Genomic DNA, 26419 nt, shown 5'->3' on the forward strand with positions numbered 1-26419 from the left:
ATTAGCGTTGTGTGGCCGGGGGGTGCGTGCCGCGCACATTATCCGTTAAGCGAACCTGGCTGGTGTTAAGCCAAACGTCCATATGTGAAGCGCTCATTTGCTGTGGCGGTTGCTGCATCAATACCGGTGTGTCACTCCATGCATGCTGCTCGAGGCCATCATAGTGCAGTAGCTCGGTATCTAGCTGCCAGCCTTCATCTGGTGCAAACAGCCGAGCCGAACCTGACAGCAGCAGGGCTTGGGTAGCGGTGTTGAGCGTGCCTACAGCGGCGCTGGCCAGCCACTGACGGTTTTCGCTGTCATACAGTACTGCCTCGGGCTCTTCCGTCCAGGTTTCGCTGCGCTGCGGGGTATGGATAAGGCGCGGTGTTTTTAGCGACTGCATGACACTGCCGTTATCCCCGAATAGGGTAATCTCGGCATTTTCCAGCACGTGGCCAGGTTCCTGAGCCTGTGCTTCGGGATCGATGCTGGTGTCTTGAGGCCCGCGGGGGTCAAGCCATACCAGCAGAATCCCCAGCGCGATGACTAGCCCGGCTAACCAGAGGCGTACTTTAAAGCGTTTAAACATTTACGTGCGGCCGTGCAGATAGGTGTCGAGCACCGCGCCCCAGTGTCCTTGAGATTCAAGCAGCGTATCGCAGATCTCACGTACGGCACCGTGGCCACCCAGGCGTTCGGTAGTCCAGTCGGCGTGGGTATGCATATAGTCCGGCGCGTTTGGCACGGTAATGCCGACGCCGCAACGTTTGATAGCCGCTAGGTCGGGTAGGTCGTCGCCACAATAAGCCACCTGCTCTAGTTCAATATCGAGGCGCTGGCAGAGCCCGCGCAGTGTGGCCAGCTTGTCTTCACAGCCTTGGTGAACATGGTCAATGCCGAGTGCCGCCGCGCGTTGGCTAACCATGGGGGAGTCGCGCCCGGTAATCAACGCGACATGTACGCCCACGCGTTTGAGAAGCTTTAGCCCGTGGCCATCCTGGGTGTGGAATGCTTTGATTTCGATACCATCGGCCTGAAAGTAGAGGCGCCCATCGGTAAGGACGCCGTCAACATCCAGTGCTAGCAGGCGTACACGGCGGAGTCGGTCGAGTAGCGAGGCAGGTAGGGTCATAGAACCTCCATATCAATCAGTTCGTAAAGCAGGTCGTGTTGGCGCCGCTGGGTTAAATAACGCCGCTGGCGAGCAGGTCGTGCATATGTAGAGCCCCAATTGGGCGCTGTTGTTCATCAACCACCGCTAGCGCGGTAATACGGCTTTCTTCCATGATACGTACCGCTTCGGCCGCCAGGATATCGGGGCCTATGCGCTTGCCCGGCCGGGTCATGACATCATCAACGCGCACGTCGCGCAGATTATGGAATTGATCCAGCGTGCGGCGTAGATCGCCATCGGTGTAGACCCCCGCTAATCGTCCTTCGCTATCCACTACGCAGGTAAAGCCAAGCCCTTGCCGGGTAATTTCGAGTAATGCGTCGCGCAGCGGGCTGCCCAATGCGACTTGGGGCAGGCGTGCGCCGTCGTGCATGAGGTCTCTAACGCGTAGCAGTAAGCGCTTGCCCAAACTGCCGCCGGGGTGGGAGAGGGCAAAATCTTCAGCGGTAAAGCCGCGTGCTTCCAGTAACGCAACCGCCAGTGCATCACCCAGGGCGAGGGCAGCGGTGGTGGAACTGGTGGGGGCTAGATCGAGCGGGCAAGCCTCACGCTCGACGCCACTGTTTAGGTGCGCATCAGCGTGCTTGGCAAGCGTGGAGTGGGGCCGCCCCGTCATGCTGACCAGCGGTGTGCCCAGGCGTTTAAGCAGTGGTAGCAGAGCAGTGACTTCGGCAGTTTCGCCCGAGTTAGAGAGCGCCAACACTACATCTGCGCGGGTAATCATGCCTAGATCGCCATGGCTGGCTTCGCCGGGGTGAACGAAAAAAGCCGGCGTGCCGGTACTGGCAAGTGTCGCCGCTAGCTTGCCAGCAATATGCCCCGACTTGCCCATACCGGTCACCACGACACGACCTTGGCAGGCGAGAATTAGCTCACAGGCGCGATCAAAGCTTTCGTCTAGCTTAGCCTGAAGGCCTCCAATCGCTGCCTGCTCGATTTGTAGCGTACGCAGTGCGCTTTCACGTAGTAGGCTGGAGGGGGCGATAGGCTGGCGCATAGCGTTTTCTCTTAACAAGTGAAAATATACAAGTAGTAACCGGTAAGAATAACATCTCGACACCTCTAATAGGCAGTAATTGAGGCGACTCCCTGGGGGCATACCCGCATCACCAGTGTCGAGAGCAGGTTTAGGCGAGGGTAAGCAAGCCTTTGCAACTTTGATAACCCTGAACAATAGGAAAGCCCATTCGTGCAGTAATGCCTTGTAGCGTTATAGTACAATGTTCGATAATGTTTTAGAAACGCTGTTTTCTAATTGCGATAGCCGCAAGTAGGGTATGCTATACAGCTTTAGTCGCGCCTCGTTAAGAGTCAACTGATCCATGACAGATGCACCCTTTATAGAAATTGAAGAGCTTTACTTTTCGCGTGGTGATCACGAAATTTTCCGTGGCGTGAATATGACCATACCGCGGGGTAAAGTAACCGCGATCATGGGACCAAGTGGTACCGGTAAAACCACGCTACTGAAGCTGATCGGCGGCCAGCTAACCCCGGAGAGTGGTCGAATACTCATTGATGGGCGTGATGTTCATAAACTGTCCCGGAAGGCACTATTCACGCTACGCAAGCGGATGGGAATGCTGTTTCAGAGTGGTGCGCTGTTTTCTGATTTGGATGTGTTTGAAAACGTTGCCTTTCCGCTGCGGGTGCATACGGATTTGCCCGATACCATGGTGCGTGACCTGGTGTTGCTCAAGCTACAGGCGGTCGGCCTGCGCGGAGCGCGACACTTAACGCCTGCGGAGCTGTCCGGAGGGATGGCGCGCCGGGTCGCATTGGCTCGTGCGGTGGCGCTGGATCCAGAACTGATTCTGTATGATGAGCCGTTTGTTGGTCAGGATCCCATCTCTATGGGCGTGTTGGTGCAGCTAATCAAGCGCCTTAATCAAGCGCTGCAGCTAACCTCGGTGGTGGTCTCCCATGATATCAAGGAGACCTTGAGCATTGCGGACTATCTCTATCTGATCGCCGATGGCCAGGTGGTAGCCCATGGCACGCCGCAAACCTTGGACACAAATCAAGATCCCCGGGTTAGCCAGTTTATTCATGGCGAACCTGATGGCCCGGTACCATTTCACTACCCCGCTGAGGCGTTTTATCGCGATATTCTGGGCGAGGCTCCGGTTAAATAGAACTGCTGGGGTGGGTGACACAAGGCGCTTAAATGCACCAATGCAGGGTAAATAAAGGGCAGAGTTAATGCAGTCAAAGTTCTCTAATAGCGCCGCGCGTGTTACACGGCTGGGGCGCCGAGGGTGCGACTTAATGGAAGCATTGGGTCGCGCGGGCGTGTTTCTATTCCAGTCGGTGGTCGGCGTGCCTTCCCGGGAAGGCTGGCGATTATGGTTGCACCAGATGCACTTTGTTGGCGTGCTTTCGTTAGCCATTGTATTGGTGTCGGGGCTGTTTATCGGCATGGTGCTGGCACTGCAGGGCTATACCATTTTGGTCGATTTCGGGGCTGAGCAGGCGCTGGGACAAATGGTGGCACTGTCGCTATTGAGGGAGTTAGCCCCAGTGGTGGCAGCACTACTGTTTGCTGGCCGGGCGGGATCTGCGCTCACCGCCGAGATCGGTTTAATGAAAGCGACAGAGCAGCTCACCAGCATGGAGATGATCGGTGTTGACCCACTGCGCCGCGTGGTGGCGCCACGCCTATGGGCAGGCTTTGTGTCACTGCCTATTTTAACGGTTGGGTTTAGTGTCGTGGGCATCTGGGGCGGCTACTTGGTGGGCGTGGAGTGGCTAGGCGTCTTCGAGGGCTCTTACTGGAGCAACATGCAGGCCAATGTAGCCTTTATCAGTGATATCGGTAACGGCATGATCAAAAGCGCCGTATTTGCTTTGGTGGTGACCTGGATCGCGGTATTTCAAGGTTATGATTTGGTGCCCACTTCTGAAGGCATTTCCCGCGCTACTACGCGCACGGTGGTGTATTCGTCGCTTGCAGTATTGGGGCTTGATTTTGTGTTGACCGCCATTATGTTTGGCGGCCTTTAATGGCTGGAGCAGTTTCATGAAACGCAGTAAAACCATGGAGTTCGGTGTGGGCCTGTTTATGGTGGCGGGCATTCTGGGGCTGGTGTTCCTCGGCCTACGTGTGAGTGGACTGACGCTCTCAGCGCCCACGCAGTCGTTTCAGTTAGAGGCCAACTTCGCCAATATTGGTAGTTTAAAACCCCGTGCCAGGGTCACCATGGCGGGTGTGACAGTGGGGCGGGTAGAAGCCATTGAGCTGGATACGCAGTGGTTCGATGCGCGGGTCGTTCTTAGCCTGGATAGCGAGCTTGAGGGTCAGCTTTCCAAAGACTCGATTGCCTCGATCCTGACCGCAGGCTTATTAGGTGAGCAGTACATTGGCCTTAGCGTGGGTGGCGACCCTGAAATGCTGGAGGATGGCGATACGATTCGCGACACCCAGTCGGCGCTGGTGCTGGAAGAACTTATCCAGCAGTTTGTGTCCAATATGGCAACTAACTAGTGTTTCAAACGGCAGGCACTAATCCAGTGTAATAACGGGCCCAGTGCAATACCGGGTGGGGAGATGATGGTTATGAATGGAGTGAACTTGATGATGGGTCGTTGGTTATTGGTGGTAATGATGATGGCAGCGTTAATGGTGCCACTGCAGTCACAGGCGCAGTCCCAGACGCCAGAAGCGATGATTCGCGATAACGTTGAGTCACTGATGTCGGAACTCGAAGGTCGCAAGGATTATTACGCCAATAATCTTAGCGAGCTTGAGGCGTTAGTGGATAGCAACCTCGAACAAGTGGCGGATTTCCGCTATATCGGGGCCAGCGTGATGGGAAACTACTTCCGCAACGCTTCCCCGGAACAGCGCCGTCGTTTTGTCGATGTGTTTCGCCAAACGCTGATTGATACCTATACCCGCGGGCTGGTGACGTTTGATTATGATGAGCTGCGGGTGCTGAATGCCCAGCAGGCTCAGCGCTATGACGACCAGGCCAGCGTTGCCATGGAAGTGGTGGCCAATAACGGCAAGGTGTACCCCGTAAGCTATAGCCTAAGACTCTCCGACGGCGAATGGCGGGTGGTTAACGTGATCGTTAACGGTATTAATCTGGGTCTGACGTTCCGCAATCAGTTTGACCAAGCCATGCGCGATAACAATCGTGATTATGACGCGGTTATTGACGGATGGTCACCTGAAGTGGGCGTTGAAGAGCTTGAGCAGGGAGGCGATGCGTGACAGTGCTGTTTTCACGCCCCAGTGTAACGGTTAGTGTAGAAAACACTACCTTGCTGGTGGAAGGTGATGTGGAGGTAACCTTGGCGGCCGATTTGGCCGCCAGTGGTGTTAAATGGCTCAAGCACACCGAGCTAACCTCGCTCAGTTTAGATTTTAGTCGCGTTGAAAAGGCTAGCAGCGCTGCCATTAGTGTGCTGTTTGAATGGCTTCGAGTTTGTCGGCAGCGCGGTATCCATATCCAAGCCATTCTTTTTTCAGCGCCGCTACGCCGACTTGCCTCCCTGGCTGAGTTGGATGCTTTGATCGATCAGCCTGCGGCTACTCTGGCCGTTTAACGCACCGGCATCGCCAAGCGCGCTGCTTTTCTTTATTATGTCGACCCAATTACGTTCATTAATAACGATGACCCCAAAGGAGTTTTCTGCGCCATGCAACCCAACGAGGTAAAAGCACTGCTTGAATCCCGTATCGACGGATGCCAGTTCCATATCCAGGGTGAAGGCTGTAACTTTCAGGTGATTGCGGTTGGCGATGCCTTTGAAGGTCTCTCTCCGGTCAAACGTCAGCAGCTTGTCTACGCTGCGCTGAGCGATGAGATCGCCTCGGGTGCGCTCCACGCTATTAGCATCAAAACGTTTACCCCGGTGCAGTGGCAAACTGCACCGGAAAACGTTCAATAACGGTCGCCCCATGGATAAATTAATCATTACCGGCAATGGGTCGGTAGACGGTGAAGTGTGGGTGAGTGGCGCTAAAAATGCGGCGCTGCCTATTTTGTGTGCCAGCCTGTTGGCCAATGGCCCCGTGGTGATTGGTAACTTGCCGCACTTGCAGGATATTACCACCACCTTAGAACTGCTCGGCCGCATGGGCGTTGAGCCGGTGATGGGCGAAAAGCTGAGTATTCAGTTGGATGGTTCCCAGGTGACTCAGTGTCACGCACCGTATGAGCTGGTTAAAAAAATGCGTGCCTCGATCCTGGTGTTGGGCCCTCTGCTTGCCCACTTCGGTAAAGCTGATGTATCGCTGCCTGGCGGTTGCGCCATTGGCTCTCGCCCGGTGGATTTACACATTCGTGGTTTAGAAGCCATGGGGGCTGAGATTCGTGTTGAGGCTGGCTATATCCGCGCGCGGGTGGACGGTCGTCTAAAAGGGGCAACTATCTACTTTGATACCGTGACAGTGACCGGTACCGAAAACCTGCTGATGGCGGCGACCCTAGCCGATGGCAAAACCGTTCTGGAAAACGCTGCCCGCGAGCCTGAAATTGTCGACTTGGCTGAGTGCTTGATCAAAATGGGCGCTAAAATCAGCGGTCAAGGCACTGACACCATTACTATCGAAGGCGTCGAAAAACTGCACGGTTGCGAGCACGATGTCATGCCCGACCGTATCGAGACAGGCACCTTTCTAGTTGCCGCCGCCATGACTGGCGGACGGGTGAAGGTCAAGCGCACCCGGGCCGATATCCTGGACGCGGTCATTGCCAAGCTGGAAGAGGCGGGTGCGGAAGTCACCAGTGGAGACGACTGGATCGCCCTGGATATGCACGGCAAGCGTCCTAAGGCGGTGAATATTCGTACTGCGCCTTATCCAGCGTTCCCAACCGATATGCAGGCGCAGTTCGTGGCCATGAACGCTGTGGCCGTGGGGCACTCTCGGGTGGTCGAGACGATCTTCGAAAACCGCTTTATGCATGTTCAAGAGCTTAACCGAATGGGCGCCAATATCGTGCTGGAGGGCAACACCGCCTTGATTGAGGGGGTTGAGAAGCTTTCCGGTGCACCGGTAATGGCAACCGATCTGCGCGCGTCGGCTTCGCTGGTGATTGCGGCCATGATGGCCGAGGGGGAAACTCTAGTAGACCGCATCTATCACATTGACCGTGGCTACGAGTGTATCGAAGAGAAATTGCAGCTGCTGGGTGCGCGCATTCGCCGTATTCCTGGCTAGACCATTTCTACTGAGTCTCTGCTGCTAAGCCCCTGCATGCTAATAACCACTGGGCAACACGATGAGTAAGCAATTGATTTTAGCCCTCTCGAAGGGCCGTATTCTGGAAGAGACGCTGCCACTACTGGCCGATGCGGGTATTACACCTGCAGAGGATTTAAGCAAAAGTCGTAAGCTGCTATTTGATACCAACTTGCCCGACGTAAAACTGGTGATTATCCGTGCCACCGACGTGCCCACCTACGTTCAGCTAGGGGCAGCCGATGTCGGTATCGCAGGTAAAGATGTGCTGCTTGAGCACGGTGCCGAAGGGCTTTATGAGCCGTTGGATTTGGAAATTGCCCGCTGTAAGTTGATGACTGCGGGTGTGACCGGCCAGTTGCCAGCCCGTGCCCGGCGTCGGGTGGCAACGAAATTTGTTAACGTGGCGCGACGCTACTACGCCGAGCAGGGAATTCAGGCTGAGGTGATCAAACTTTATGGCGCTATGGAACTGGCGCCGTTAATGAATCTCGCCGATGAAATTGTCGATATCGTCGATACTGGCAATACCCTGCGGGCGAATGGTATGGAGCCGCGTGAGCTTATTGCCCATATCAGCACCCGGCTGGTGGTGAATAAGGCCGCCATGACCATGAAGCATGAGCGTATTAAGCCGTTACTAGAGCGCTTGGACAGTGCGGTCAAAAAGCGTCAGACCCAGCTTGCCGAATGATGTGAGGTGACCCATGAGTGAACCCATGAGCAAACAGACGACTGCAACGATTTCACGCCTATCGACAAGCGATGATGCCTTTAACCATCGACTTGATGCGCTGTTAGATTGGGAAGGGGTGTCTGACAAAGCGGTGCAGGCGCGGGTCGAAGAAATTCTTGCCAGTGTAAAGCAGCGCGGCGATGCTGCGGTAGTGGAAGCCACGAATCGTTTTGACCGACTTGCGGCTACCTCGATGGACGAATTGCAGTTAACGCCCGAGCAGTTGAAAAGAGCGTTTGATAGCTTGCCTGCTGAGCAGCGCGAGGCGCTTTCCAGCGCCGCCGAGCGGATTAAGTGCTACCACGAGCGTCAGAAGCCCAGCTCCTGGCAATACGAAGAAGCAGACGGCACGGTACTGGGGCAGAAAGTTGCCCCCCTGGATCGCGCCGGTATTTATGTTCCTGGTGGCAAGGCTGCCTATCCCTCGTCAGTGCTGATGAATGCGATTCCGGCCCATGTGGCCGGTGTGCGCGAAATCGTTATGGTCGTGCCTACGCCGGATGGCGTGCTCAATGAGTTGGTGCTGGCAGCGGCCCACCTGGCGGGAGTCGACTATGTGTTTACCATCGGTGGCGCTCAGGCCGTAGCCGCGCTTGCCTACGGCACTGAAAGTGTCCCCCGAGTCGATAAAATAGTTGGGCCGGGCAATATTTATGTGGCCACGGCGAAGCGTGCAGTATTTGGTCAAGTGGGCATTGATATGATTGCCGGGCCCTCGGAGATTATGGTGGTTTCCGATGGTCAGACTGATCCCGATTGGCTGGCAATGGATCTATTTTCTCAAGCCGAACACGACGAAGATGCCCAGGCGATCTTGGTGAGCTGGGATGCCGGACACTTAGATGCTGTGGAGTCGGCAATTGAGCGGCTACTGCCGACCTTAGAGCGGGAAGAGATCGTGCGTGAGTCGCTGCGTAAGCGAGGAGCGTTAGTGCTCTGCCAGGACGCCCAAGAAGCGATTACGTTGATTAACCGGATTGCTCCTGAGCACCTGGAGCTTTCGGTGTCTGCCCCCGAGACATGGTTGGACGATATTCGCCATGCCGGGGCAATCTTTATGGGGCGTTACACCGCCGAAGCGCTGGGTGATTACTGTGCTGGGCCAAATCACGTGCTGCCTACCTCTGGCACGGCGCGCTTCTCTTCACCGTTGGGGGTTTACGATTTCCAGAAGCGCTCTTCGATTATTCACTGCTCCGCAGACGGTGCTTCTGAGCTGGGCAAAATCGCCTCGGTATTGGCGCGAGGTGAATCACTCACCGCCCACGCCCGCTCCGCGGAGTACCGGATTCGCGATTGATACTGCCAATGCGCTTTGCGCTACGCCAGCGCGTTTTGTAAACAGGCTACGAGTCGCGTGGGCCAGGAGTCTCTTCATTAATTGGGATGGTAGGGAGTGGGCGTTCGCCCACTTCGAGGGTCATCTCCAGGCGCTCGCCGCTACGGACGATGGTGAGTGGTAGCGAGGTGCCGGGGGCGATAGAGGCGATTTCACTCATCGTGGTGCGGGCATCCAGAATCGGCTGGCCATTGACAGAGAGAAGCACATCGCCTGGCTCTAGCCCCGCTTCCGCGGCAGGCCCTCCGCTGACCACCCCCGCGACGATCACACCTTGGGGTGTTTGCAGTCCAAAAGAGGCTGCCAGTTCCCGTGATAGTGCTTGCGCTTCAATGCCTAACCAGCCACGAATTACCCGTCCTTGAGTGACCAGTTCATCCAGAATGCTGTGGGCAAGGTTGGCAGGAATGGCAAAGCCAATGCCTTGGGAGCCACCTGAGCGCGAGAAAATAGCCGTATTAATGCCGACCATGGCGCCCTCAGGATTGACCAGCGCGCCACCTGAGTTACCCGGGTTGATAGCCGCATCTGTTTGAATAAAGTCTTCATAGGCGTTTAGCCCTAAATGATTGCGCCCCGTGGCACTAATAATACCCATGGTGACCGTCTGACCGACACCAAAAGGGTTGCCAATAGCGAGCGCTACGTCGCCTACCGCTACGTCGGCTGAGTCTGTGAGTTCAATGACTGGCAAATCGTCCAGGTTAATTCTTAGCACGGCTAAATCACTTTCAGGATCTGTGCCGATCACCTCTGCCAGGGTTTCGCGTCCGTCGCGCAGAGCGACCTGGATTTCATCGGCGCCGTTGATGACGTGGTGATTGGTTAGTACGTAGCCGTCCTCACTGACTATAACGCCAGAGCCCAAGCTTGAGAGCATGCGTTGATGGGTCGTCGCGTCATCTCCCTGGTTATCAAAAAATTGCTGAAAAAATGGATCTGACATCAGTGGGTGCTGGTCGCGCTCAACGATGCGCGATGAGTAGATATTTACTACCGCCGGCGCGGCTTGCTCCACTGCCTGAGCATAGCTGACGGGGCCTTTGTTCCGGGAAAGCGGCGCTGCCTGATGAATTTCAGGCGCAGGGCGACTAGGGTTGGGTTCTACCACTTCTGGTGTCGTCGAGATGACCGGCGCGGCGACTTGGGGGGCTTGAGGCGACGAGTCACGAAACGGGTTGGGCAACTGCTCGGGGAGTGCGAAGAGAATCACCACCGCGAGCAGTACGCCAGTGATAACAGGCCAGAGATAAGGCAGCACGTAGCGTCGCATGCAATCAATTCCTTAACGGGTCAGTCTCGCTGTTCGCGATATAAAGCAGCGAGTTTTACAATGGTTTTATGGTAACACTTTCTTAGCAGCTACCTCACGGGTGCGGTTAAATCAATAAAGGACTCAATATGATTCATCGTGATCAACTAGTAGCGGCTTGTGACCATCAGTTACGTGCGGCAGAGTTTAAAGATTTTACCATTAATGGCTTACAGGTGGCGGGCAGTGAGCACGTCAAGCGCATCATGACCGGTGTTACTGCCTGCCAAGCGCTGCTGGACGAAGCCGTTGCCTGGCAGGCAGATATGGTGCTGGTGCATCACGGTTACTTTTGGAAAAACGAGCCCGTGGCGATTACTGGTATGAAGCAGCGGCGGATTAAAACCCTGCTTGATCATGACATTAGTCTGTTAGCGTATCATCTGCCTCTGGATGCGCATGCCGAGATGGGCAATAACGCGGAGTTAGCCCGTCACTTGGGGTGGAAAGTAGAGGGATGCATTGATGGCGCGCTGGGGGAGGGGCTTTTGTGGTCAGGACGATTACCGCAGCCACACTCAGTCAGTAAGCTGGCAGCGCAAATAGCGCAAACCTTACAGCGCAAGCCGTTGGTCATTGAAGCCCCGCAGGTGGGAGATATTGAGCGCATCGCCTGGTGTACCGGTGGTGCGCAGGACATGATCACCGACGCCTATGAGTCGGGCGCACAGGTATTTGTATCGGGTGAGATATCCGAGCGAACCACTCACCTGGCGAGGGAGATGGGTATTCATTATATCGCCGCCGGGCACCATGCCACTGAACGTTATGGTGTTCAGGCGCTGGGCGAGTGGCTAAGCGATGAGTATGACGTTGAGCACCGCTTTGTGGATATTGATAATCCCGCTTAACGCATTAAATGCCCCGGATCACCGATAACAGAAGCCGGGGCTGATCAATCATTATTAGTAGCGCGGTGGCTGTGGTGTCGCCGCCTCATTGCTCTTCAAGCCAAAGTCTTCTGACAGCGTGCCGCCCTTACCATCCGCGTAGTCACGTGGCGTCGAAGGGGAGCTGGCGTCTGCCGTCGTCTGCTGCTCGCGCGCTGGATCAATACCCGAGAGATCAAGGCTAGGCTGAATAGCAGCGTCGCGAATATCCCACTCCGCGGCGTCCTCTTTCAGTTGAAGCTCAAGCTGGTTGGCTTCATCGCGTATATTGCTTAGGCGTTGATAAATACCCGTTAAATGGCTGCCCACGCTGCTCTTCATCTCGGCAATCTGGTGCTCGCGTTCGAGTAGCTTTTGGCGCATGGAAGCCGCTTCACGCTGGCTTTTGCTGAAGAGGCGATAAGCAACCGCTCCAATGATCAGGCCGACGATAAAACCGATTATGGCAAACGTTAATGGTGAGCTCGCGTCCACAGTGTTCTCCCTGGCGCCTTGAATATAATGATTTAGAGGCTGCATATGCTAGCAGCTTAAGAATCAAACAGGCTGCCATTATAGGCGTCACTCAGCCGGTTGGGTCAATCCGCTCATGCGCTTAGATGTCTCTACAGGTATAATCACAACCTTTTCAAGGTTGCCAGTCATGTACTGGCGGCTGCCTTACATGCTGTGGGAGGCGAGTGCATGTTATCAACAACTGCGAGTAGGGCATCGTCAAAAACGCGCCCTGCATCGCCTATAGAGCGCTATCGGGCGGACTTAGAGCGCGATGATTTTCAATATGATGCAGCGCAGGAGTTGGCCGTAAAGCATCTACAGCGGCTCTATGATGAGCTTGTCGCTGCGCCAACAACCGTTCCCAAAGCTCTGGTTGCGAATAAGGGGCTCCATAAAGGGTTAAAAGCCAAGATGGCGGGTTTCATGGGCAAGAAATCCTCATTGGCTGATGAGCCTGTCTTGCCTGATATCCAAGGCCTCTATTTTTGGGGTGGGGTAGGGCGGGGCAAAACCTACTTGGTCGATACCTTTTATGAAGCCTTGCCCTTTCCCGACAAAATGCGTACCCATTTTCACCGCTTTATGCAGCGTGTCCATAACGAGCTGACCCACTATAAAGGTGAAAAGAATCCACTGACCCTAATCGCGGGTAAGTTTGCCACTGAGGCGCGTGTTATTTGCTTTGATGAATTTTTCGTCAAAGATATTACCGATGCGATGATTCTTGCCAACTTGCTAGAGGCGTTATTTGAGCGCGGAGTGGTATTGGTGGCGACCTCTAATATCGTACCTGATGATTTATATAAAGATGGCCTGCAGCGGGCGCGCTTTTTGCCAGCCATTGAGCTTGTGAATCGTCATTGTGAGGTGGTTAATGTCGATTCAGGGGTGGATTATCGACTGCGCGCATTGGAGCGTGCGGCCATCTTCTACTCGCCGCTGGATGAAGCGGCTGAGCGCGAACTATCGCGTAGCTTTCGGGAAATAGCCGGGCACAAAGGCGAGTCAGAGGCGTCGCTAGAGGTAAATCACCGTGTGTTGAAAACGCGTCGGCTGCATGATGATGTCGCTTGGTTTGAGTTTCTTGAGCTGTGTGACGGGCCGCGCAGTCAAAATGACTATATTGAACTGGCCAGGGAATTTCATACGGTGCTGGTTTCCAATGTGAGGCGTATGAATGCCAAGCAGGATGATCAGGCGCGCCGCTTCATCAATATGGTCGATGAGTTTTATGATCGTGGCGTCAAACTACTGATGTCCGCGGAAGCGCCGATTGAAGAGCTGTATAGCGATGGCAAGCTCACGTTCGAGTTCCAGCGGACTTTGTCGCGTCTACAAGAGATGCAGTCCAAGGAGTACTTGGCGCTGGCGCATAAGCCTTAAAGCCTGACGGGGTGTCGGGTCAGTAAAAAAGTCACGATACGGCTTAACTTGTCAGTAGCCTTACTGTAGAATGCCGCCTCGCTGCATGTTGCTGGGTTAAACCAGCAACCAAAAAGAATAGGGATGGTGCTTCGCCGTACAACGGTGTAAGTCACCCAATACATTTAATCTGGTGATTTCATCCATGAAGACGTTCAGTGCTAAGCCGCAGTCCGTCCAGCGCGACTGGTATGTAGTCGACGCTACGGACAAAACGCTCGGTCGTCTGGCAACCGAGATTGCTCGCCGCCTACGTGGCAAGCATAAGCCCGAATTTACCCCTCACGTTGATACTGGCGACTACATCGTCGTGATCAACGCAGAGAAAGTCCACGTAACTGGTAATAAGGCGAAGGCTAAAACCTATTACCGCCACACTGGTTACCCGGGCGGTCTGCGCTCTATGACATTCGACAAAATGCTTGATCATGCGCCCGAGCGTATCATTGAGTCTGCCGTTAAAGGTATGTTGCCGAAAGGTCCCTTGGGCCGTGCCATGTACACGAAGTTGAAAGTGTACGCTGGCGACGAGCATCCGCATGCTGCCCAACAGCCGCTTGAACTGAACCTCTGAGGAAATCTTCGCCATGACACAGCAGTATTACGGTACCGGGCGCCGCAAGACTTCCACCGCTCGCGTGTTTATGAAGCCGGGCTCTGGCAAAATTACTGTCAACAACCAAGACCTTGACCTCTATTTTGGTCGTGTTACCGGTCGTATGGTTGTTCGCCAGCCGCTTGAACTGACTGAAACCCTGAACCAGTTTGACATCTTCGTGACTGTCGCTGGTGGTGGTGGTTCTTCTCAAGCTGGTGCGATCCGTCACGGCATTACACGTGCCCTGATGAACTACAATGAAGACCTGCGTCCTTCGCTACGTGCCGCTGGCTACGTAACGCGTGATGCACGTCAAGTTGAACGTAAGAAAGTCGGTCTGCGCAAAGCACGTCGTCGTCCGCAGTTCTCGAAGCGTTAATTTTTACGCTATGCGGAAAAACGCCCAGGTCATCGACCTGGGCGTTTTTTATTGGAATATCAAAAAATTATATTGCTCGTACCACTATGGTCACGAGCGGTTGTTCTTGTGCACAGCGCTTTGTTTTTTTACCATAGAGCGTAATTAATATTCGTCGCCGCAAGACGCCTTTGTGGCGGAACGGGTAAGCTGATGGGAGAAACCTGAAATGGCAGATAACGGCGTAAACAAAGGCCGACGCCGTTTCCTCGTAGGCGCCACCTCCGTTGTGGGTGCGGTAGGTGCTGTCGGGGTAGCGGTACCCTTTGTGGCTTCTTGGCAGCCTAGTGCCAAAGCAAGAGCGGCGGGTGCTCCCGTTCAAGCAGATATTTCCAAGCTTGAGCCTGGGCAGCGTATGACCGTTGAGTGGCGTGGTCGGCCAATATGGATCATTAATCGCACGCCGGAAATGATCGAGCGTACTGAGTCGCTGAGCGGTGAGCAACTGGCCGATCCGGATTCGGAAGAGCCACAACAGCCCGCTTATATCGAGGGTGGATTGCGCTCTATCAAGCCCGAGATTGGGGTGTTGATCGGTATTTGTACTCACCTAGGCTGTTCGCCGTTATTCCGGCCTGAACCCGACGCAGAGGGCGTAGGCGTTGATAACTGGCCGGGTGGTTTCTTCTGCCCATGCCACGGTTCCCGCTTTGATTTGGCTGGTCGCGTATTTAACAACGTTCCTGCGCCGACCAATCTTGAGGTTCCACCCTACCGCTTTGAGAATGACGATATCATTATCGTCGGCGAAGATGAGGAGACTGCCTAATGGGTAATCCGAATAAAGCCAAGGCGGAAAAAGGCCTCATGCGTTGGGTGGATGATCGCTTCCCTGCTACTCAGATGTGGCAAGAGCACCTCTCCAAATATTACGCGCCGAAAAACTTCAATTTCTGGTACTTCTTTGGCTCGTTAGCGCTGCTGGCGCTGGTCAACCAAATCCTCACCGGGGTTTGGTTGACCATGAGCTTTAACCCCTCAGCTGAAGGTGCCTTCGATTCCGTCGAATACATCATGCGTGATGTGGAATGGGGGTGGTTGATTCGCTATATGCACACCACGGGGGCCTCCGCCTTCTTCCTCGTTGTCTATCTGCATATGTTCCGTGGCCTTTTGTACGGTTCTTATAAAGCCCCGCGCGAGTTAGTGTGGGTCTTCGGCATGACTATTTACCTGGTGCTAATGGCGGAAGCCTTTATGGGTTATCTGCTGCCGTGGGGGCAAATGTCCTACTGGGGGGCGCAGGTGATTATCTCGCTGTTCTCAGCGATTCCGGCGATCGGCCCTGACCTGGCACAGTGGGTGCGTGGTGACTTCCTGATTTCAGGCATTACCCTAAACCGCTTCTTTGCACTGCATGTGGTTGCGCTGCCAATCGTTATTCTGGCACTGGTTGTGCTGCACATCATTGCTTTGCATGAGGTGGGCTCGAATAACCCGGACGGCATTGATATCAAGCAGAAGAAGGATGAGGCTGGTGTGCCGTTGGATGGAATTCCTTTCCACCCTTACTACACGGTGAAAGACCTTGTCGGTGTGGCAGTGTTCCTGTTCGTTTTCTGCGTAGTGGTGTTCTACTTCCCCGAAGGTGGTGGCTACTTTATTGAGCGGCCTAACTTTGATCAGGCGAACCCGCTGCAGACACCAGATCACATTGCCCCCGTTTGGTATATGACACCGTTCTACGCCATTCTCCGCGCCATCACCTTCTCGGTCTTTGGTTTAGACGCCAAGTTCCTAGGGGTTATCTTTATGGGCGCGGCGATTGCAATCCTGTTTGTTCTGCCCTGGCTGGATCGTAGCCCCGTGCGCTCTATGCGTTACAAAGGCTGGATGTCGAAAGTCATGCTGCTGCTGTTTGCTATCAGTTTTGTCATCCTGGGTGTTTTAGGTGTGTTGCCATCGACAGAGGGTAGAACACTGCTAGCCCAGGCGTGCACCGTGATCTATTTCGCCTTCTTTGTCTTGATGCCGTTCTACACCAAGCTGGAGAAGACTAAACCCGTTCCGGAAAGGGTGACTGGCTAATGAAAAAGTATCTATTTGGACTCCTTTTCGCCTTAGTGCCAGTAACCGCGATGGCTGCGGGGGGCGGAAGTGTGCCTCACTCGATGGATCCTGATCTGCATGATCAGGCCTCGTTGCAAAATGGCATGAAGCTCTATGTTAACTACTGCATGGGCTGTCACTCGCTTAACTATCAACGCTTTTCGCGTGCGGCAGACGACTTGGGGATGCCTCAGGATTTGGTTGAAGAGAATTTGATTTTCTCGTCAGATTTGGCTTACAACGATCAAATGCATAACGCCATGAACAGCGGTGATGCGGAGGGTTGGTTTGGTGCGCCGCCGCCCGACCTGTCGCTCAAGGCGCGTGTGCGTGGGACCGATTGGATTTACTCTTATTTGCTCGGTTTCTACAAAGATCCTAGCCGTCCCACGGGCGTTAACAATACGGTGTTTGACCTAGTGGCAATGCCGAACGTGTTAGAGCCTCTGCAGGGCGTGCAAGAGCTGGTATGTGCTGAAACCGATCACCCGGTAGAAGGGCAAGAACCGGATGCGTTATCGGGCAAGTATCAGTCTTGTAACGTGCTGCAAGTGACCGAGCCGGGGGAGCTCGAACCTGCGGAATTTGAGGAGGCGATGTATGATCTTACTAACTTCCTGGCTTATGTAGGTGAGCCCTCCAAGCTTCAAGCACAGGCGCTGGCACCTAAAGTACTGATCTTTATTTTCATTTTTGGTGTGATTGCTTACCTGCTCAAGCGCGAGTACTGGCGAGATATCCACTAATTAGCAGTAGCTGATGGTCAGTGGGGCGCACGGCGTAAGTCGTGCGCCTTTTGCTTGTCAGCATGGCAGTAAAGCAAAGCAAGCTGGCTTCCCCTAAGGTAGCGCTGGCGTGTTATTATCCAAGATTGTTTTGATGTGAGGATGCTTTCATGGGTGTTGTGGCCAAACGGTCGTCGATGATCTTTTACTCAGGCAGTGATGATCATTTCAGTCATCGTGTGCGCATTGTGCTGGCCGAGAAGGGGGTTGCCGTCGACATCGTCGATGTACTCGACGAAAAACCACCGGAAGAGCTGGCAGACCTCAATCCGTACAACAGCGTACCGACGCTGTTAGATCGTGACTTGGTGCTGTATGAGTCCAAAGTTATGATGGAGTACCTGGATGAGCGTTTCCCGCATCCTCCGCTATTGCCTGTTTATCCAGTAGCGCGTGCGCAAAGCCGCCTATGGATGCACCGCATTGAGCGCGAGTGGTGCCCAATGGTCGACCTGATTCGCAGTGGTGGAAAGAAAGAGGCAGATAAAGCGCGTAAAGAGTTGCGTGAAAGTCTGATCGGCATATCGCCAATTTTCGAGGATATGCCTTACTTCATGAGCGAAGAGTTTACGCTGGTGGATTGTTGTTTAGCGCCTGTATTGTGGCGTTTGCCGGAACTCAATATCGAATTGCCCGAGAAGCAGGTTAAGCCGCTGCTGTCCTACATGTCGCGAGTATTCGAGCGTGAAGCGTTCAAGGCATCTTTAAGTGAGCGTGAAAAAGAGATGCGCGCTTGAATTCATTTGGCTCCTTTGTGCTTGATAAGGGCAGGGAGCCTTTCTTGTAAGGAGGAGGGAGTCTAGATGAAATCGAGTCGCCCCTATCTCGCCCGAGCACTCTATGAGTGGTTGCTGGATAATGAGCTAACGCCTTACCTGGTGGTTGATGCTACCTTGCCTGGCGTTGAGGTGCCCCGTCAGTTTGTTCAAAACGGTCAGATCGTTTTGAACGTGGCGCCGACTGCGGTACGTGATCTTTTTATGGAGAATCAGGCGATAGGCTTTAATGCGCGCTTTGGCGGGCAGCCTATGCAGGTAATGATACCGACTCCGGCCTTAATCGCTATTTACGCCCGTGAGAACGGTGCAGGAATGGTCTTTGGTCATGAGCCTGAGCTAGGTGATGGAGCCGACTCTTTTGGCGCTATTGAGGACGAAGAGAAGCCCTCTAGTAAGCCTGAGCTGTCGATCACAGAGCCCGTCTCCGAAAAGAGTGACAGTGACTCAACGGCGTCAGCGGATACGTCTGAAAAAGAGTCTCAAGCTAAGAGCAAGACGAAGAAAAAACCCACCCTGCGGGTCGTTAAATAACACCCTGGGGTGTGCCGCCCACAAAAAAGCCTCGCTTATTAAGCGAGGCTTTTTTGTGGCTGCTAAAACGCAATGGGAAAACAGTGGATTAGTCTAGGTAATCAAATACTTTTACGATTCGTTGTACACCACCAACCGAGGAAGCGGCATTGACGATACGGTCAGCCTCTTCCCGGGTCACGCGGCCCATCAGATATACGCTGGCATTTTCGGTTGTGACTTTGATTTTTGAAGAGTCGATGCGGTCGTTGGTTGCCAGGTGGCTGACGACATTCGTGGTGAGCCATGTGTCGGTCAGGCGCTGGCTGGCCGGTAGGCGAGCGGCGATGGTGAGTTCGTTGTGGATGTCAGTAACACCGCGTAGGTTGCTGGTAACTTCACCCGCCATATCGCGAAGCTCTTCACTGGGTACTTGGCCCACCAGGAGCACAACGCCGTTATAACTGTGGGCACGAATGCGGGCATCGCCTAGCCGGGCGTCAGCACGCTTTAACGCGTCATCAACTTCACGCTCAATGGTGGTGTCGATGGCTTCAACATCGTCGCTACGCTGAGCATAGTTGGACTGATTGGAGGCTGAGTTGTTAGCGCAGCCGGTAATGAAGAGTGCCGCGCAAAGCGCAACGGCCATGAAGCCGCGGGGGGAGAGGCGTTGGGTCATCGTATGACTCCTTTGATGCTAGCAGTTAAAGACATCGTGGTTGTTAACACAGTACAAATGGCGACTAAGCGCTGCCAAACAACTGTTCATCGATAAGATCGCATAAACAGTGAATCACCAGCAGGTGAACTTCCTGGATGCGGGCCGTTGATGTCGCCGGGACGCGAATCTCGCAGTCATCCTGGCCTAACAGTGACGCCATATCGCCACCGTCGCGGCCGGTAAGGGCAACTACGGTCATATCGCGATCATGGGCGGCTTGAATGGCCTGCACAATATTGCCCGAATTGCCACTGGTGGAGATGGCCAAGAGTACATCACCGGGCTGCCCGAGGGCGCGAATCTGCTTTGAAAACACCTCGTTGTAGCTATAGTCGTTTGCGATTGAAGTGAGCGTGGACGTATCAGTGGTGAGTGCCAGTGCGGGTAGGCTAGGGCGTTCTCGCTCAAAGCGGTTGAGCAGTTCAGAGGAGAAGTGTTGGCTGTCACCAGCGCTGCCGCCATTGCCGCAGGCAAGAATTTTTCCTTCGCTGACAAGGCACTGCACCATCATTTGGCTAGCCACTTCAATGAACGGCGGAAGTACTTCGCTGGCGTACGTCTTGGTGTCGATGCTAGCGTTGAAGTGGCCGAGTATCCGAGATTGAAAGTCCATCAGGGCTTCCTGGTTGAATAGTGATAAAGAGTGTTTTTTAAAGACCGTTTTTAAAGCCAGTTTATACAAACAGCTTTAAAAAACAGTCAAAAGGCATCAAAGGCAGCTTTTACCCAGTGAAACTCCAGGTTGGGCGGCTTACCCGTTATGGCCAGGATATCAAAGCGGCAGGGTGAAGAAAGCCCGCCGCGGGCGATATAAAGCCGTGCTGCACGCACCAGGCGCTGTTGCTTCTGATAAGTGACGGTTTCCAGCGGGTGGCCGTAGCGCGTCGTGGTGCGGTGTTTGACTTCAACAAAGACGAGAATATCGCCATCGCGCATTACCAAGTCAAGCTCACCCCCTTTCACGTAATGATTCTGCGTGACAAGGGTGAGCCCCTGTTGGCGCAGCCATTGAGCGGCAAGCTGCTCAATGGCTGCGCCGCGGGCACGGGCAGTGTGGGCGTTAGTCGTCACTTTCGATCAGGTTAGGAATTAAAATAGGTGATGGAACGCCATTCTGGAATTTAGCCCAGGGCAGCTCGCGGTAGATGCGGCCATCGTCGCTTAAGTAGAGAGTGCCGGTGCTGCCATGAAGGCCGTTCAGCTCGCCAAGGTTGGAAAAGCGGATAGCCAGCTCGTAAGCATCAACGCCCATTGCCATCAGGCGGAACATGGAAGCGTCTGATTCATCCCGCAGGCTTTGGTAGGTAGATGCAAAGGGCAGAGCCTCTTCGCCACCAACGGCGGCGTCGGGGATTTGCCAGGGAATATCAACGAACATGACATCGTTTAGATCTTGATCGAGGCGAGTCTGTAGGCGTCCTTCATGCAAGTGTGAGGTGGCATAGATTGGCAGATTGGGAGCGTAGTAGTAATCCATAGTCGGCGGTACCTGGCGCGCATACTCGGGCAGTGCGAGCAGGAATAGGGCGTCAATATTGCCTAGGCGCGCGCGATCACCGCTAACACTGAGCGCGGTTTGTACGGCATTGGAGACCGAGCTATCCGGGTTATAGCGCACGGCGTTGGTGATTTCGCCACCCTGGCTATGCCACTCATTCCAGAAGGCTTCGCCTACGCGTCGGCCCCAGCCGTTATCCGGAACCATCATGGACATTTGGCGGTGCCCGTCCTGCCAGGCGCGGCGGGCAACTTGGCGTGCTTCGTCTTCAGCTGAAAGGCCGTACTGGAAGAGTCGCTGGGCTTGATTGTTATCACCGCTACCATAGTTGAGTGCCAGTGTAGGGAGCGGCACGCTATCGCGCTGTTCTAGCTGGGTAACTCGATCCTTATCCAGCGGGCCAATAATTAACTGCGCATTCATTTGTTGGGCGCGGTCATAGAGCTCATCCATCGAGTAGCGCGAGGTGTCCAGGAAGCTTAGCTCGACGTTGCTGCCCTTGGCGTCATGGTGCTGCCGCATAGCCGAAGCGATAGTATTGGCGACGCTGCTAAGCGGGCCTGATTCGGGCAGTGCTACCACGATGCGGCGTATTTCCTGACCCTCAAGCTCTGGCAGCGCAACGCTCACTGCGCCGCTGGGCTGATCAAGCGCCTCACGGGCCCAGCGCTGGCGTTCTTCAAGCCGCTCCTGCTGGTTAGCCTGCATCGGCAGCTCGTCGCCGAGTACCTGAGTGGCGCGCAGCACGGCACGGGGTTCATTCAACGCGCGGGCAAGCTCGGAAAATAGCAGTGCCCAGCGTACCCGGTCGGGTTCTGAGAGCAAGCTTTCATCAATCCCATCGGCGGTTTCGAAGGCTTTGTCGCGCTCACCTTGACGGGCCAGAATATTAGCCGCTTCCAGGCGTGTTTTTGCGGCTTGCTCTGGCGCTTGCTGTTCCGCTTGGCTGAGTAGCTGGCCAGGGTTTTCATCGGGCACTCGATCTACCACGCTAGGCGATTGCATCGCACAGCCAGCAACGAGAAATGCCACAAGGGCAGCGGCGAGTAAGCCACGTAATGACTGTTTCATGTATCCTTCCTTAGGTTTCCATTTGCGCTGTCGCTGCTTGTCAGCGATTGACCAAGCCACTGCACAAGCATAGCGCACCAGCAGGGCAAGCCATCAACGAATTGAGAGTCAACAATGACAGACGATAATCCGGGCACATTGTACGTGGTTGCTACGCCAATTGGGAATTTGGATGACTTAACCGCGCGTGCCGCTCGGGTGCTGGGCCAAGTGACACGTATTGCTGCTGAAGATACCCGCCATAGTGGCCGCCTGTTGGCGCACTTGGGGCTCAACAAGCCGATGCTCTCTTTGCATGAACACAACGAAGCGCGCCGGGTAGATACTTTGGATAGCTATCTCGCTGCAGGTGAAGATATTGCCCTGATCAGTGACGCCGGGACACCGTTGATTAGCGATCCCGGCTTTGTGCTGGTACGTGAGTTGCGGGCACGCAATCGCCATATTGTGCCAATTCCCGGCCCCTGTGCGCTGATTACTGCGCTGTCAGGGGCGGGCCTGCCGACAGACCGCTTTGTATTTGCCGGTTTTCTGCCTGCCAAGCCAGGCGCAAGGCGCCAAGCATTGGAGGGTTGGAAAACCCGCGAAGAGACGCTGGTGTTTTATGAATCTCCCCATCGTATCGTGCATACCCTTGAAGCGTTACAGGCGCAAATGGCGGATCGCGATGTGGTATTGGCGCGTGAGCTAACTAAAACCTTCGAAACGTTTTTGCACGGTACGCCTGCATCGTTACTGGAACAATTGACTGCCGACCCTAATCAAGCCCGCGGCGAATTCGTGGTGATTGTTGCTGGGGCTCCGCCGGTTGAGCAGAGTGAACATCAGGATATATCAGCGGACGCCTTGCTGGAGGCACTGCTGGCAGAGGGGGTTGGCGTGAAACAGGGCGCTGCAATTGCCGCGCGAATGCTTGGTGGTCGTAAGCAAGTCTGGTACGCGCGTTTGCAAGCAATTAAAGGTGAGCATTGAGGCAAGTCGAGGGCGCTGGTATGCTTGCCGCCGGAGTTGGCCAGACAGTCGCCGCTAATACCCCTTAAAAGGTGTTGGGGGAGGAAAGTCCGGGCTCCATAGGGCAGAGTGCCAGGTAACGCCTGGGCGGCGTGAGCCGACGGAAAGTGCAGCAGAGAGTAGACCGCCTAAGCCTTTCGGGGCCGGTAAGGGTGAAAGGGTGCGGTAAGAGCGCACCGCGCGCCTGGTAACAGTGCGTGGCATGGTAAACCCCACTCGGAGCAAGACCAAATAGGGATCCAATGGCGTGGCCCGCGCTGGATCCGGGTAGGTTGCTTGAGCGCTGTGGTAACGCAGCGCCTAGAGGAATGGCTGTCCACGACAGAACCCGGCTTATCGGCCGACTCCCCCACTTACGTACCAGGGCGTGCTTGCACGCCCTTAATGACGCTATCTCTATCATCTTGTGTGAGAAAAACATGCCTTCTCCTGACGCTGAACAGGTTGCTACCCGCTTTCGCCATACCAGCGTACTACTGGAAGGTGCTGTCGATACTCTGGTGCACGATGCGCGAGGCGTCTATTTAGATGGCACCTTTGGGAGGGGCGGTCACTCACGCTTGATCCTTGATCGTCTGGATGCTCAGGGCCAGCTGCTTGCGATGGATCGCGATCCCCAAGCGATTGCCGCGGCCGCTGACATAGACGATCCACGCTTTCAGATTGCCCAGCGAGAATTTGCTCAGCTCGCCGAGTTTGCCCGTGAACAGGGCGTATTTGGCAAGCTTTCCGGTGTGTTACTCGATGTTGGCGTGTCGTCGCCTCAACTAGATGACCCCGAGCGCGGCTTCAGCTTTATGCGCGATGGCCCGCTAGATATGCGTATGGATCCTACCCAAGGGCAAAGTGTGGCTGATTTCCTGGCCCGGGCCAGTGAAGCAGACATTGCCTACGTGTTTAAAACCTACGGCGAAGAGCGCTATGCCAAACGTTTGGCCCGCGCTGTGGTCACTCGCCGGGTCGAGAAGCCGTTTACCCACACGGTGGATTTGGCCGAGGTATTAAAAGTAGCCCACCCCGCCTGGGAAAAGGGACGCCATCCTGCCACCAAAGCGTTTCAAGGGCTGCGTATTTTCGTCAACGGCGAGCTGGAGCAGTTAGACAGTGCTTTAGACGCCGCGCTAGAGGCGCTGGCACCTGGTGGTCACTTAGTGGTTATCAGCTTTCACTCGTTGGAAGATCGTCGCGTGAAGCGCTTTATTCGCCACCATGTCCGCGGCGATACCGACTTGCCGCGAGGGGTGCCGATTCGCGATGATCAAATGAATCGGCGTCTTGAAGCGCTAGGCAAAGGTGTGCGGCCAAGCGAGGAGGAAGTGGATGCCAATCCCCGCGCACGTAGCGCCGTCATGCGGGCTGCACGCAAACGGATGTAAATGTCATCATGAGCATGGATCGGATTGAGCAGTGGGCAACCACGCTACGCACCGAATGGCCTTTCAGGCTGCGTTTACGCGCCTGGCCGGTAGCTATTACGCTACTCTTTCTACTCTGCATGGCCTCCGGGCTGGGCGTGGTTGTCACTACCCATATGACGCGGGTTCAATTTGCTCAGCTGCAACAGCTGGAGCAAGAAGAGAACCAGCTGCAAACGGAGTGGGGGCAACTGCTGCTCGAGGAGGGCGCATGGTCGACACCTGCCCGTATTGAACAAATTGCCACTGACCGCCTGGGTATGCGAATCCCCGATGTCCATGATGTTGAGGTGATTCGACCATGAGAAGCGAACGTCGAGGCGGTACCTCGCGTCAGGCGCCGATTGCCCCTCCGCTCGGCAGCGGGCGGTTCATGTTTATTCTGCTTGCGATTGGCTTGGCATCGGCTATTTTGATTGGTCGGATTACCTTGCTGCAGGTCATTGACCGACCCTTTCTGCAAAGCCAGGGCGACGCGCGTACTCTTCGTCACGAAACGATCCCTGCCCACCGCGGCATGATTACAGACCGCAATGGCGAACCGTTGGCGATTTCCACACCAGTGGTCACCCTCTGGGCCAATCCGCAAGAACTACCCGACGATGCTATACAGCGTGTAATGCTGGCCCAGGCGCTGGGTATGACGCTGGGTGACTTCGAGGCGCGGGTGGCGCGCTTCAGCGAGCATGAGTTCATGTATTTACGCCGTCAGATGACCCCCGCGGCGGCCCAGCAGATTCTAAACCTGCGCACGCCCGGCGTTTACCCGCAGCGTGAATATAAACGCTACTATCCCGCTGGCGAGGTTGCCGCTCAACTGCTGGGGGTAACCAACGTTGACGATGTCGGTCAGGAAGGCCTGGAGCTTGCTTATCAGCCTTACCTGGCAGGGCGACCAGGTCAGCGGCGGGTCATTAAAGATCGTCGCGGGCGCTTGGTGCGCGAGCTGGGCGTTATTGACGAAGCCCAGCCAGGGGGCGAACTGACCCTCTCTATTGATCAACGCATCCAGTATATGGCTTACCGGGAGCTGCGCGCAGCGGTGGCTGAGAATGAGGCTGATGGTGGCGTGCTGGTGATGATGGATGCCCGTACGGGAGAGGTGTTGGCTATGGCTAACTTGCCCTCCTACAACCCTAACAACCGAGCGGGGCTTGATCCGCGTGGGTTACGTAACCAAGCGTTGGTCGATGTATTTGAGCCCGGTTCGGTGATGAAGCCGCTGGCCATGGCTGCCGTGTTAGAGAGTGGCGTGGTGGATCGCGACGCTGTGGTCGATACCTCGCCCGGTTGGATGCGATTGGATCAGTTCACCATTCGCGATTTCCGTAATTATGGCGAACTGGATTTGGCTGGCATTCTGGAACACTCTTCGAATGTGGGGATGTCCCGACTAGCACTGCGGTTGAGCGATACGGCGATTTGGGAAAAGTATAACCAGTTAGGGCTGGGGCAGGCACCCGGAACCGGTTTTCCTGGCGAGTCCACTGGCAGCTTACCGGCGCCAGTTCGCTGGTCGCGCAGCGAGCGGGCGACGCTCTCCTACGGTTACGGCCTATCCGTGTCAGCGGTGCAGTTGGCGAGTGCTTACACGGCGCTAGCCAATGATGGCGTGCGTCTGCCGCCTTCGCTGTTACGCCTTTCTGAGCCACCCCAAGGCATCCCCGCGATAGAGCCCACGGTTGCCAATGACCTGTTGCGAATACTGGAAACTTCCGTTGCGGCCTATACCGGCGGGCGGCGAGCTCGTGTCGAGGGTTATCGTGTTGGCGGAAAAACGGGCACGGTGCGCAAAATAGGCCAGCAGGGCTATACCACCGATGCCTACCGCAGCGTTTTTGCCGGTATTGCGCCTATTTCCGACCCGCGCATTGTCACAGTGGTAATGATTGATCACCCCAAAGCAGGCGAATTTTATGGCGGCGCCGTTGCCGCACCGGTTTTTTCCAGCGTGACGGGGAATGCTTTACGCTTGCTGGACGTCCCGCCGGATCACGAGGCGGAGTAGTTTTTTAAGG

At 55.1% G+C, this 26419-nt stretch carries 31 protein-coding genes and 1 other RNA gene; 23 read left to right on the forward strand and 9 right to left on the reverse strand.

Going from position 1 to position 26419, the window contains the following annotated elements; translation table 11 throughout:
• Position 1: 1 nt before the first annotated feature.
• Genes lptC through LMS44_RS08625 form a run of 3 tightly spaced genes read right to left on the reverse strand, consistent with a single transcriptional unit; the run spans position 2 to position 2153 of the window.
• Complete coding sequence (lptC, locus tag LMS44_RS08615) at positions 2 to 571, reverse strand: LPS export ABC transporter periplasmic protein LptC (RefSeq protein WP_159176629.1); 570 nt, start codon at positions 569 to 571, stop codon at positions 2 to 4.
• Positions 572 to 1114 carry a KdsC family phosphatase gene (locus tag LMS44_RS08620; protein ID WP_159176630.1) on the reverse strand — a complete coding sequence of 181 codons (543 nt, stop codon included), beginning with the start codon at positions 1112 to 1114 and terminating at the stop codon, positions 572 to 574.
• 52 nt (positions 1115 to 1166) lie between these two features.
• Entirely contained in the window at positions 1167 to 2153 is a 987-nt protein-coding gene (locus LMS44_RS08625) for a KpsF/GutQ family sugar-phosphate isomerase (RefSeq protein WP_022523933.1), read from the reverse strand.
• Between the two features lie 325 nt (positions 2154 to 2478).
• On the opposite strand from LMS44_RS08625, the gene LMS44_RS08630 reads away from it, so the two are divergent.
• The 9 genes from LMS44_RS08630 to hisD all read left to right on the forward strand — a co-directional run bounded on the left by LMS44_RS08630 (position 2479) and on the right by hisD (position 9382).
• Positions 2479 to 3291: an ATP-binding cassette domain-containing protein gene (locus LMS44_RS08630; protein WP_159176631.1), complete on the forward strand. Its 813-nt coding sequence runs from the start codon at positions 2479 to 2481 to the stop codon at positions 3289 to 3291.
• Positions 3292 to 3358: 67 nt separating this feature from the next.
• On the forward strand, positions 3359 to 4159 hold the full coding sequence (gene mlaE / locus LMS44_RS08635; RefSeq protein WP_035539165.1) for a lipid asymmetry maintenance ABC transporter permease subunit MlaE: 801 nt from the start codon (positions 3359 to 3361) through the stop codon (positions 4157 to 4159).
• Positions 4160 to 4175: 16 nt separating this feature from the next.
• Positions 4176 to 4640: an outer membrane lipid asymmetry maintenance protein MlaD gene (gene mlaD, locus LMS44_RS08640; protein WP_022523930.1), complete on the forward strand. Its 465-nt coding sequence runs from the start codon at positions 4176 to 4178 to the stop codon at positions 4638 to 4640.
• Positions 4641 to 4730: 90 nt separating this feature from the next.
• A complete protein-coding gene (locus LMS44_RS08645; RefSeq protein WP_081742670.1) occupies positions 4731 to 5372 on the forward strand; it encodes an MlaC/ttg2D family ABC transporter substrate-binding protein in 642 nt (213 codons plus the stop codon).
• Entirely contained in the window at positions 5369 to 5707 is a 339-nt protein-coding gene (locus LMS44_RS08650; protein WP_159176632.1) for an STAS domain-containing protein, read from the forward strand. Before LMS44_RS08645 ends, LMS44_RS08650 begins: the two co-directional genes overlap by 4 nt.
• Before the next feature lie 93 nt (positions 5708 to 5800).
• Positions 5801 to 6052: a BolA family protein gene (locus tag LMS44_RS08655; protein WP_022523927.1), complete on the forward strand. Its 252-nt coding sequence runs from the start codon at positions 5801 to 5803 to the stop codon at positions 6050 to 6052.
• A 10-nt stretch (positions 6053 to 6062) separates the two neighbouring features.
• Complete coding sequence (murA, locus tag LMS44_RS08660; RefSeq protein WP_498947232.1) at positions 6063 to 7325, forward strand: UDP-N-acetylglucosamine 1-carboxyvinyltransferase; 1263 nt, start codon at positions 6063 to 6065, stop codon at positions 7323 to 7325.
• Positions 7326 to 7386: 61 nt separating this feature from the next.
• Positions 7387 to 8040 carry an ATP phosphoribosyltransferase gene (gene hisG, locus LMS44_RS08665; protein ID WP_022523925.1) on the forward strand — a complete coding sequence of 218 codons (654 nt, stop codon included), beginning with the start codon at positions 7387 to 7389 and terminating at the stop codon, positions 8038 to 8040.
• Between the two features lie 25 nt (positions 8041 to 8065).
• A complete protein-coding gene (gene hisD / locus LMS44_RS08670; protein WP_236557280.1) occupies positions 8066 to 9382 on the forward strand; it encodes a histidinol dehydrogenase in 1317 nt (438 codons plus the stop codon).
• Positions 9383 to 9428: 46 nt separating this feature from the next.
• Here the strand turns inward: hisD and LMS44_RS08675 are convergent, their stop codons facing one another.
• A complete protein-coding gene (locus LMS44_RS08675) occupies positions 9429 to 10694 on the reverse strand; it encodes a Do family serine endopeptidase (RefSeq protein WP_022523923.1) in 1266 nt (421 codons plus the stop codon).
• A 128-nt stretch (positions 10695 to 10822) separates the two neighbouring features.
• Here LMS44_RS08675 and LMS44_RS08680 point away from each other — a divergent pair, with 128 nt between their 5' ends.
• Positions 10823 to 11584 carry a Nif3-like dinuclear metal center hexameric protein gene (locus LMS44_RS08680; protein WP_022523922.1) on the forward strand — a complete coding sequence of 254 codons (762 nt, stop codon included), beginning with the start codon at positions 10823 to 10825 and terminating at the stop codon, positions 11582 to 11584.
• 54 nt (positions 11585 to 11638) lie between these two features.
• Here LMS44_RS08680 and LMS44_RS08685 read toward each other — a convergent pair whose 3' ends face one another.
• Positions 11639 to 12097, reverse strand: coding sequence for a Z-ring associated ZapG family protein (locus LMS44_RS08685; RefSeq protein ID WP_022523921.1), 459 nt, complete (start codon positions 12095 to 12097; stop codon positions 11639 to 11641).
• Between the two features lie 210 nt (positions 12098 to 12307).
• Here LMS44_RS08685 and zapE point away from each other — a divergent pair, with 210 nt between their 5' ends.
• The 8 genes from zapE (at position 12308) to LMS44_RS08725 (ending at position 18703) form a co-directional block, all read left to right on the forward strand.
• The gene (gene zapE / locus LMS44_RS08690) at positions 12308 to 13504 is read left to right on the forward strand and encodes a cell division protein ZapE (protein WP_138800073.1); all 1197 of its coding nucleotides are present in this window, start codon (positions 12308 to 12310) and stop codon (positions 13502 to 13504) included.
• 184 nt (positions 13505 to 13688) lie between these two features.
• Positions 13689 to 14117: a 50S ribosomal protein L13 gene (gene rplM / locus LMS44_RS08695; protein ID WP_022523919.1), complete on the forward strand. Its 429-nt coding sequence runs from the start codon at positions 13689 to 13691 to the stop codon at positions 14115 to 14117.
• Positions 14118 to 14130: 13 nt separating this feature from the next.
• On the forward strand, positions 14131 to 14520 hold the full coding sequence (rpsI, locus tag LMS44_RS08700; RefSeq protein ID WP_022523918.1) for a 30S ribosomal protein S9: 390 nt from the start codon (positions 14131 to 14133) through the stop codon (positions 14518 to 14520).
• 208 nt (positions 14521 to 14728) lie between these two features.
• Positions 14729 to 15328, forward strand: a complete 600-nt coding sequence (gene petA, locus LMS44_RS08705) for a ubiquinol-cytochrome c reductase iron-sulfur subunit (protein WP_022523917.1) — start codon at positions 14729 to 14731, stop codon at positions 15326 to 15328.
• Positions 15328 to 16587 (forward strand): cytochrome b, encoded by a 1260-nt coding sequence (locus LMS44_RS08710; RefSeq protein WP_009287783.1) that lies wholly within the window; start codon positions 15328 to 15330, stop codon positions 16585 to 16587. The genes petA and LMS44_RS08710 overlap by 1 nt, the downstream gene beginning before the upstream one ends.
• Positions 16587 to 17354, forward strand: coding sequence for a cytochrome c1 (locus LMS44_RS08715; RefSeq protein ID WP_414121122.1), 768 nt, complete (start codon positions 16587 to 16589; stop codon positions 17352 to 17354). The genes LMS44_RS08710 and LMS44_RS08715 overlap by 1 nt, the downstream gene beginning before the upstream one ends.
• A 149-nt stretch (positions 17355 to 17503) precedes the next feature.
• Complete coding sequence (gene sspA, locus LMS44_RS08720) at positions 17504 to 18130, forward strand: stringent starvation protein SspA (RefSeq protein ID WP_007114711.1); 627 nt, start codon at positions 17504 to 17506, stop codon at positions 18128 to 18130.
• A 66-nt stretch (positions 18131 to 18196) separates the two neighbouring features.
• The gene (locus LMS44_RS08725) at positions 18197 to 18703 is read left to right on the forward strand and encodes a ClpXP protease specificity-enhancing factor (RefSeq protein ID WP_009287785.1); all 507 of its coding nucleotides are present in this window, start codon (positions 18197 to 18199) and stop codon (positions 18701 to 18703) included.
• Positions 18704 to 18791: 88 nt separating this feature from the next.
• Here LMS44_RS08725 and LMS44_RS08730 read toward each other — a convergent pair whose 3' ends face one another.
• From LMS44_RS08730 to LMS44_RS08745, 4 genes are all read right to left on the reverse strand, one after another.
• A complete protein-coding gene (locus LMS44_RS08730; protein WP_022523916.1) occupies positions 18792 to 19364 on the reverse strand; it encodes a BON domain-containing protein in 573 nt (190 codons plus the stop codon).
• A 64-nt stretch (positions 19365 to 19428) separates the two neighbouring features.
• On the reverse strand, positions 19429 to 20019 hold the full coding sequence (locus LMS44_RS08735) for a phosphoheptose isomerase (protein WP_007114714.1): 591 nt from the start codon (positions 20017 to 20019) through the stop codon (positions 19429 to 19431).
• Between the two features lie 86 nt (positions 20020 to 20105).
• Positions 20106 to 20477: a YraN family protein gene (locus LMS44_RS08740; protein ID WP_022523915.1), complete on the reverse strand. Its 372-nt coding sequence runs from the start codon at positions 20475 to 20477 to the stop codon at positions 20106 to 20108.
• Positions 20467 to 21975 (reverse strand): penicillin-binding protein activator, encoded by a 1509-nt coding sequence (locus tag LMS44_RS08745; protein ID WP_159176637.1) that lies wholly within the window; start codon positions 21973 to 21975, stop codon positions 20467 to 20469. Before LMS44_RS08745 ends, LMS44_RS08740 begins: the two co-directional genes overlap by 11 nt.
• Positions 21976 to 22089: 114 nt before the next feature.
• Between LMS44_RS08745 and rsmI the strand changes: the two genes are divergently transcribed.
• The 5 genes from rsmI (at position 22090) to LMS44_RS08770 (ending at position 26409) form a co-directional block, all read left to right on the forward strand.
• The gene (rsmI, locus tag LMS44_RS08750) at positions 22090 to 22947 is read left to right on the forward strand and encodes a 16S rRNA (cytidine(1402)-2'-O)-methyltransferase (RefSeq protein WP_138800076.1); all 858 of its coding nucleotides are present in this window, start codon (positions 22090 to 22092) and stop codon (positions 22945 to 22947) included.
• A gap of 32 nt (positions 22948 to 22979) precedes the next feature.
• An RNA gene (gene rnpB / locus LMS44_RS08755) (RNase P RNA component class A) lies at positions 22980 to 23338 on the forward strand.
• 67 nt (positions 23339 to 23405) lie between these two features.
• Entirely contained in the window at positions 23406 to 24362 is a 957-nt protein-coding gene (rsmH, locus tag LMS44_RS08760) for a 16S rRNA (cytosine(1402)-N(4))-methyltransferase RsmH (protein ID WP_138800077.1), read from the forward strand.
• 8 nt (positions 24363 to 24370) lie between these two features.
• Complete coding sequence (gene ftsL / locus LMS44_RS08765; RefSeq protein ID WP_022523909.1) at positions 24371 to 24706, forward strand: cell division protein FtsL; 336 nt, start codon at positions 24371 to 24373, stop codon at positions 24704 to 24706.
• The gene (locus LMS44_RS08770; RefSeq protein ID WP_022523908.1) at positions 24703 to 26409 is read left to right on the forward strand and encodes a peptidoglycan D,D-transpeptidase FtsI family protein; all 1707 of its coding nucleotides are present in this window, start codon (positions 24703 to 24705) and stop codon (positions 26407 to 26409) included. The genes ftsL and LMS44_RS08770 overlap by 4 nt, the downstream gene beginning before the upstream one ends.
• Positions 26410 to 26419 lie beyond the last annotated feature (10 nt).

The organism is Halomonas profundus (genome assembly GCF_020865425.1).
GTDB lineage: Bacteria > Pseudomonadota > Gammaproteobacteria > Pseudomonadales > Halomonadaceae > Vreelandella > Vreelandella titanicae.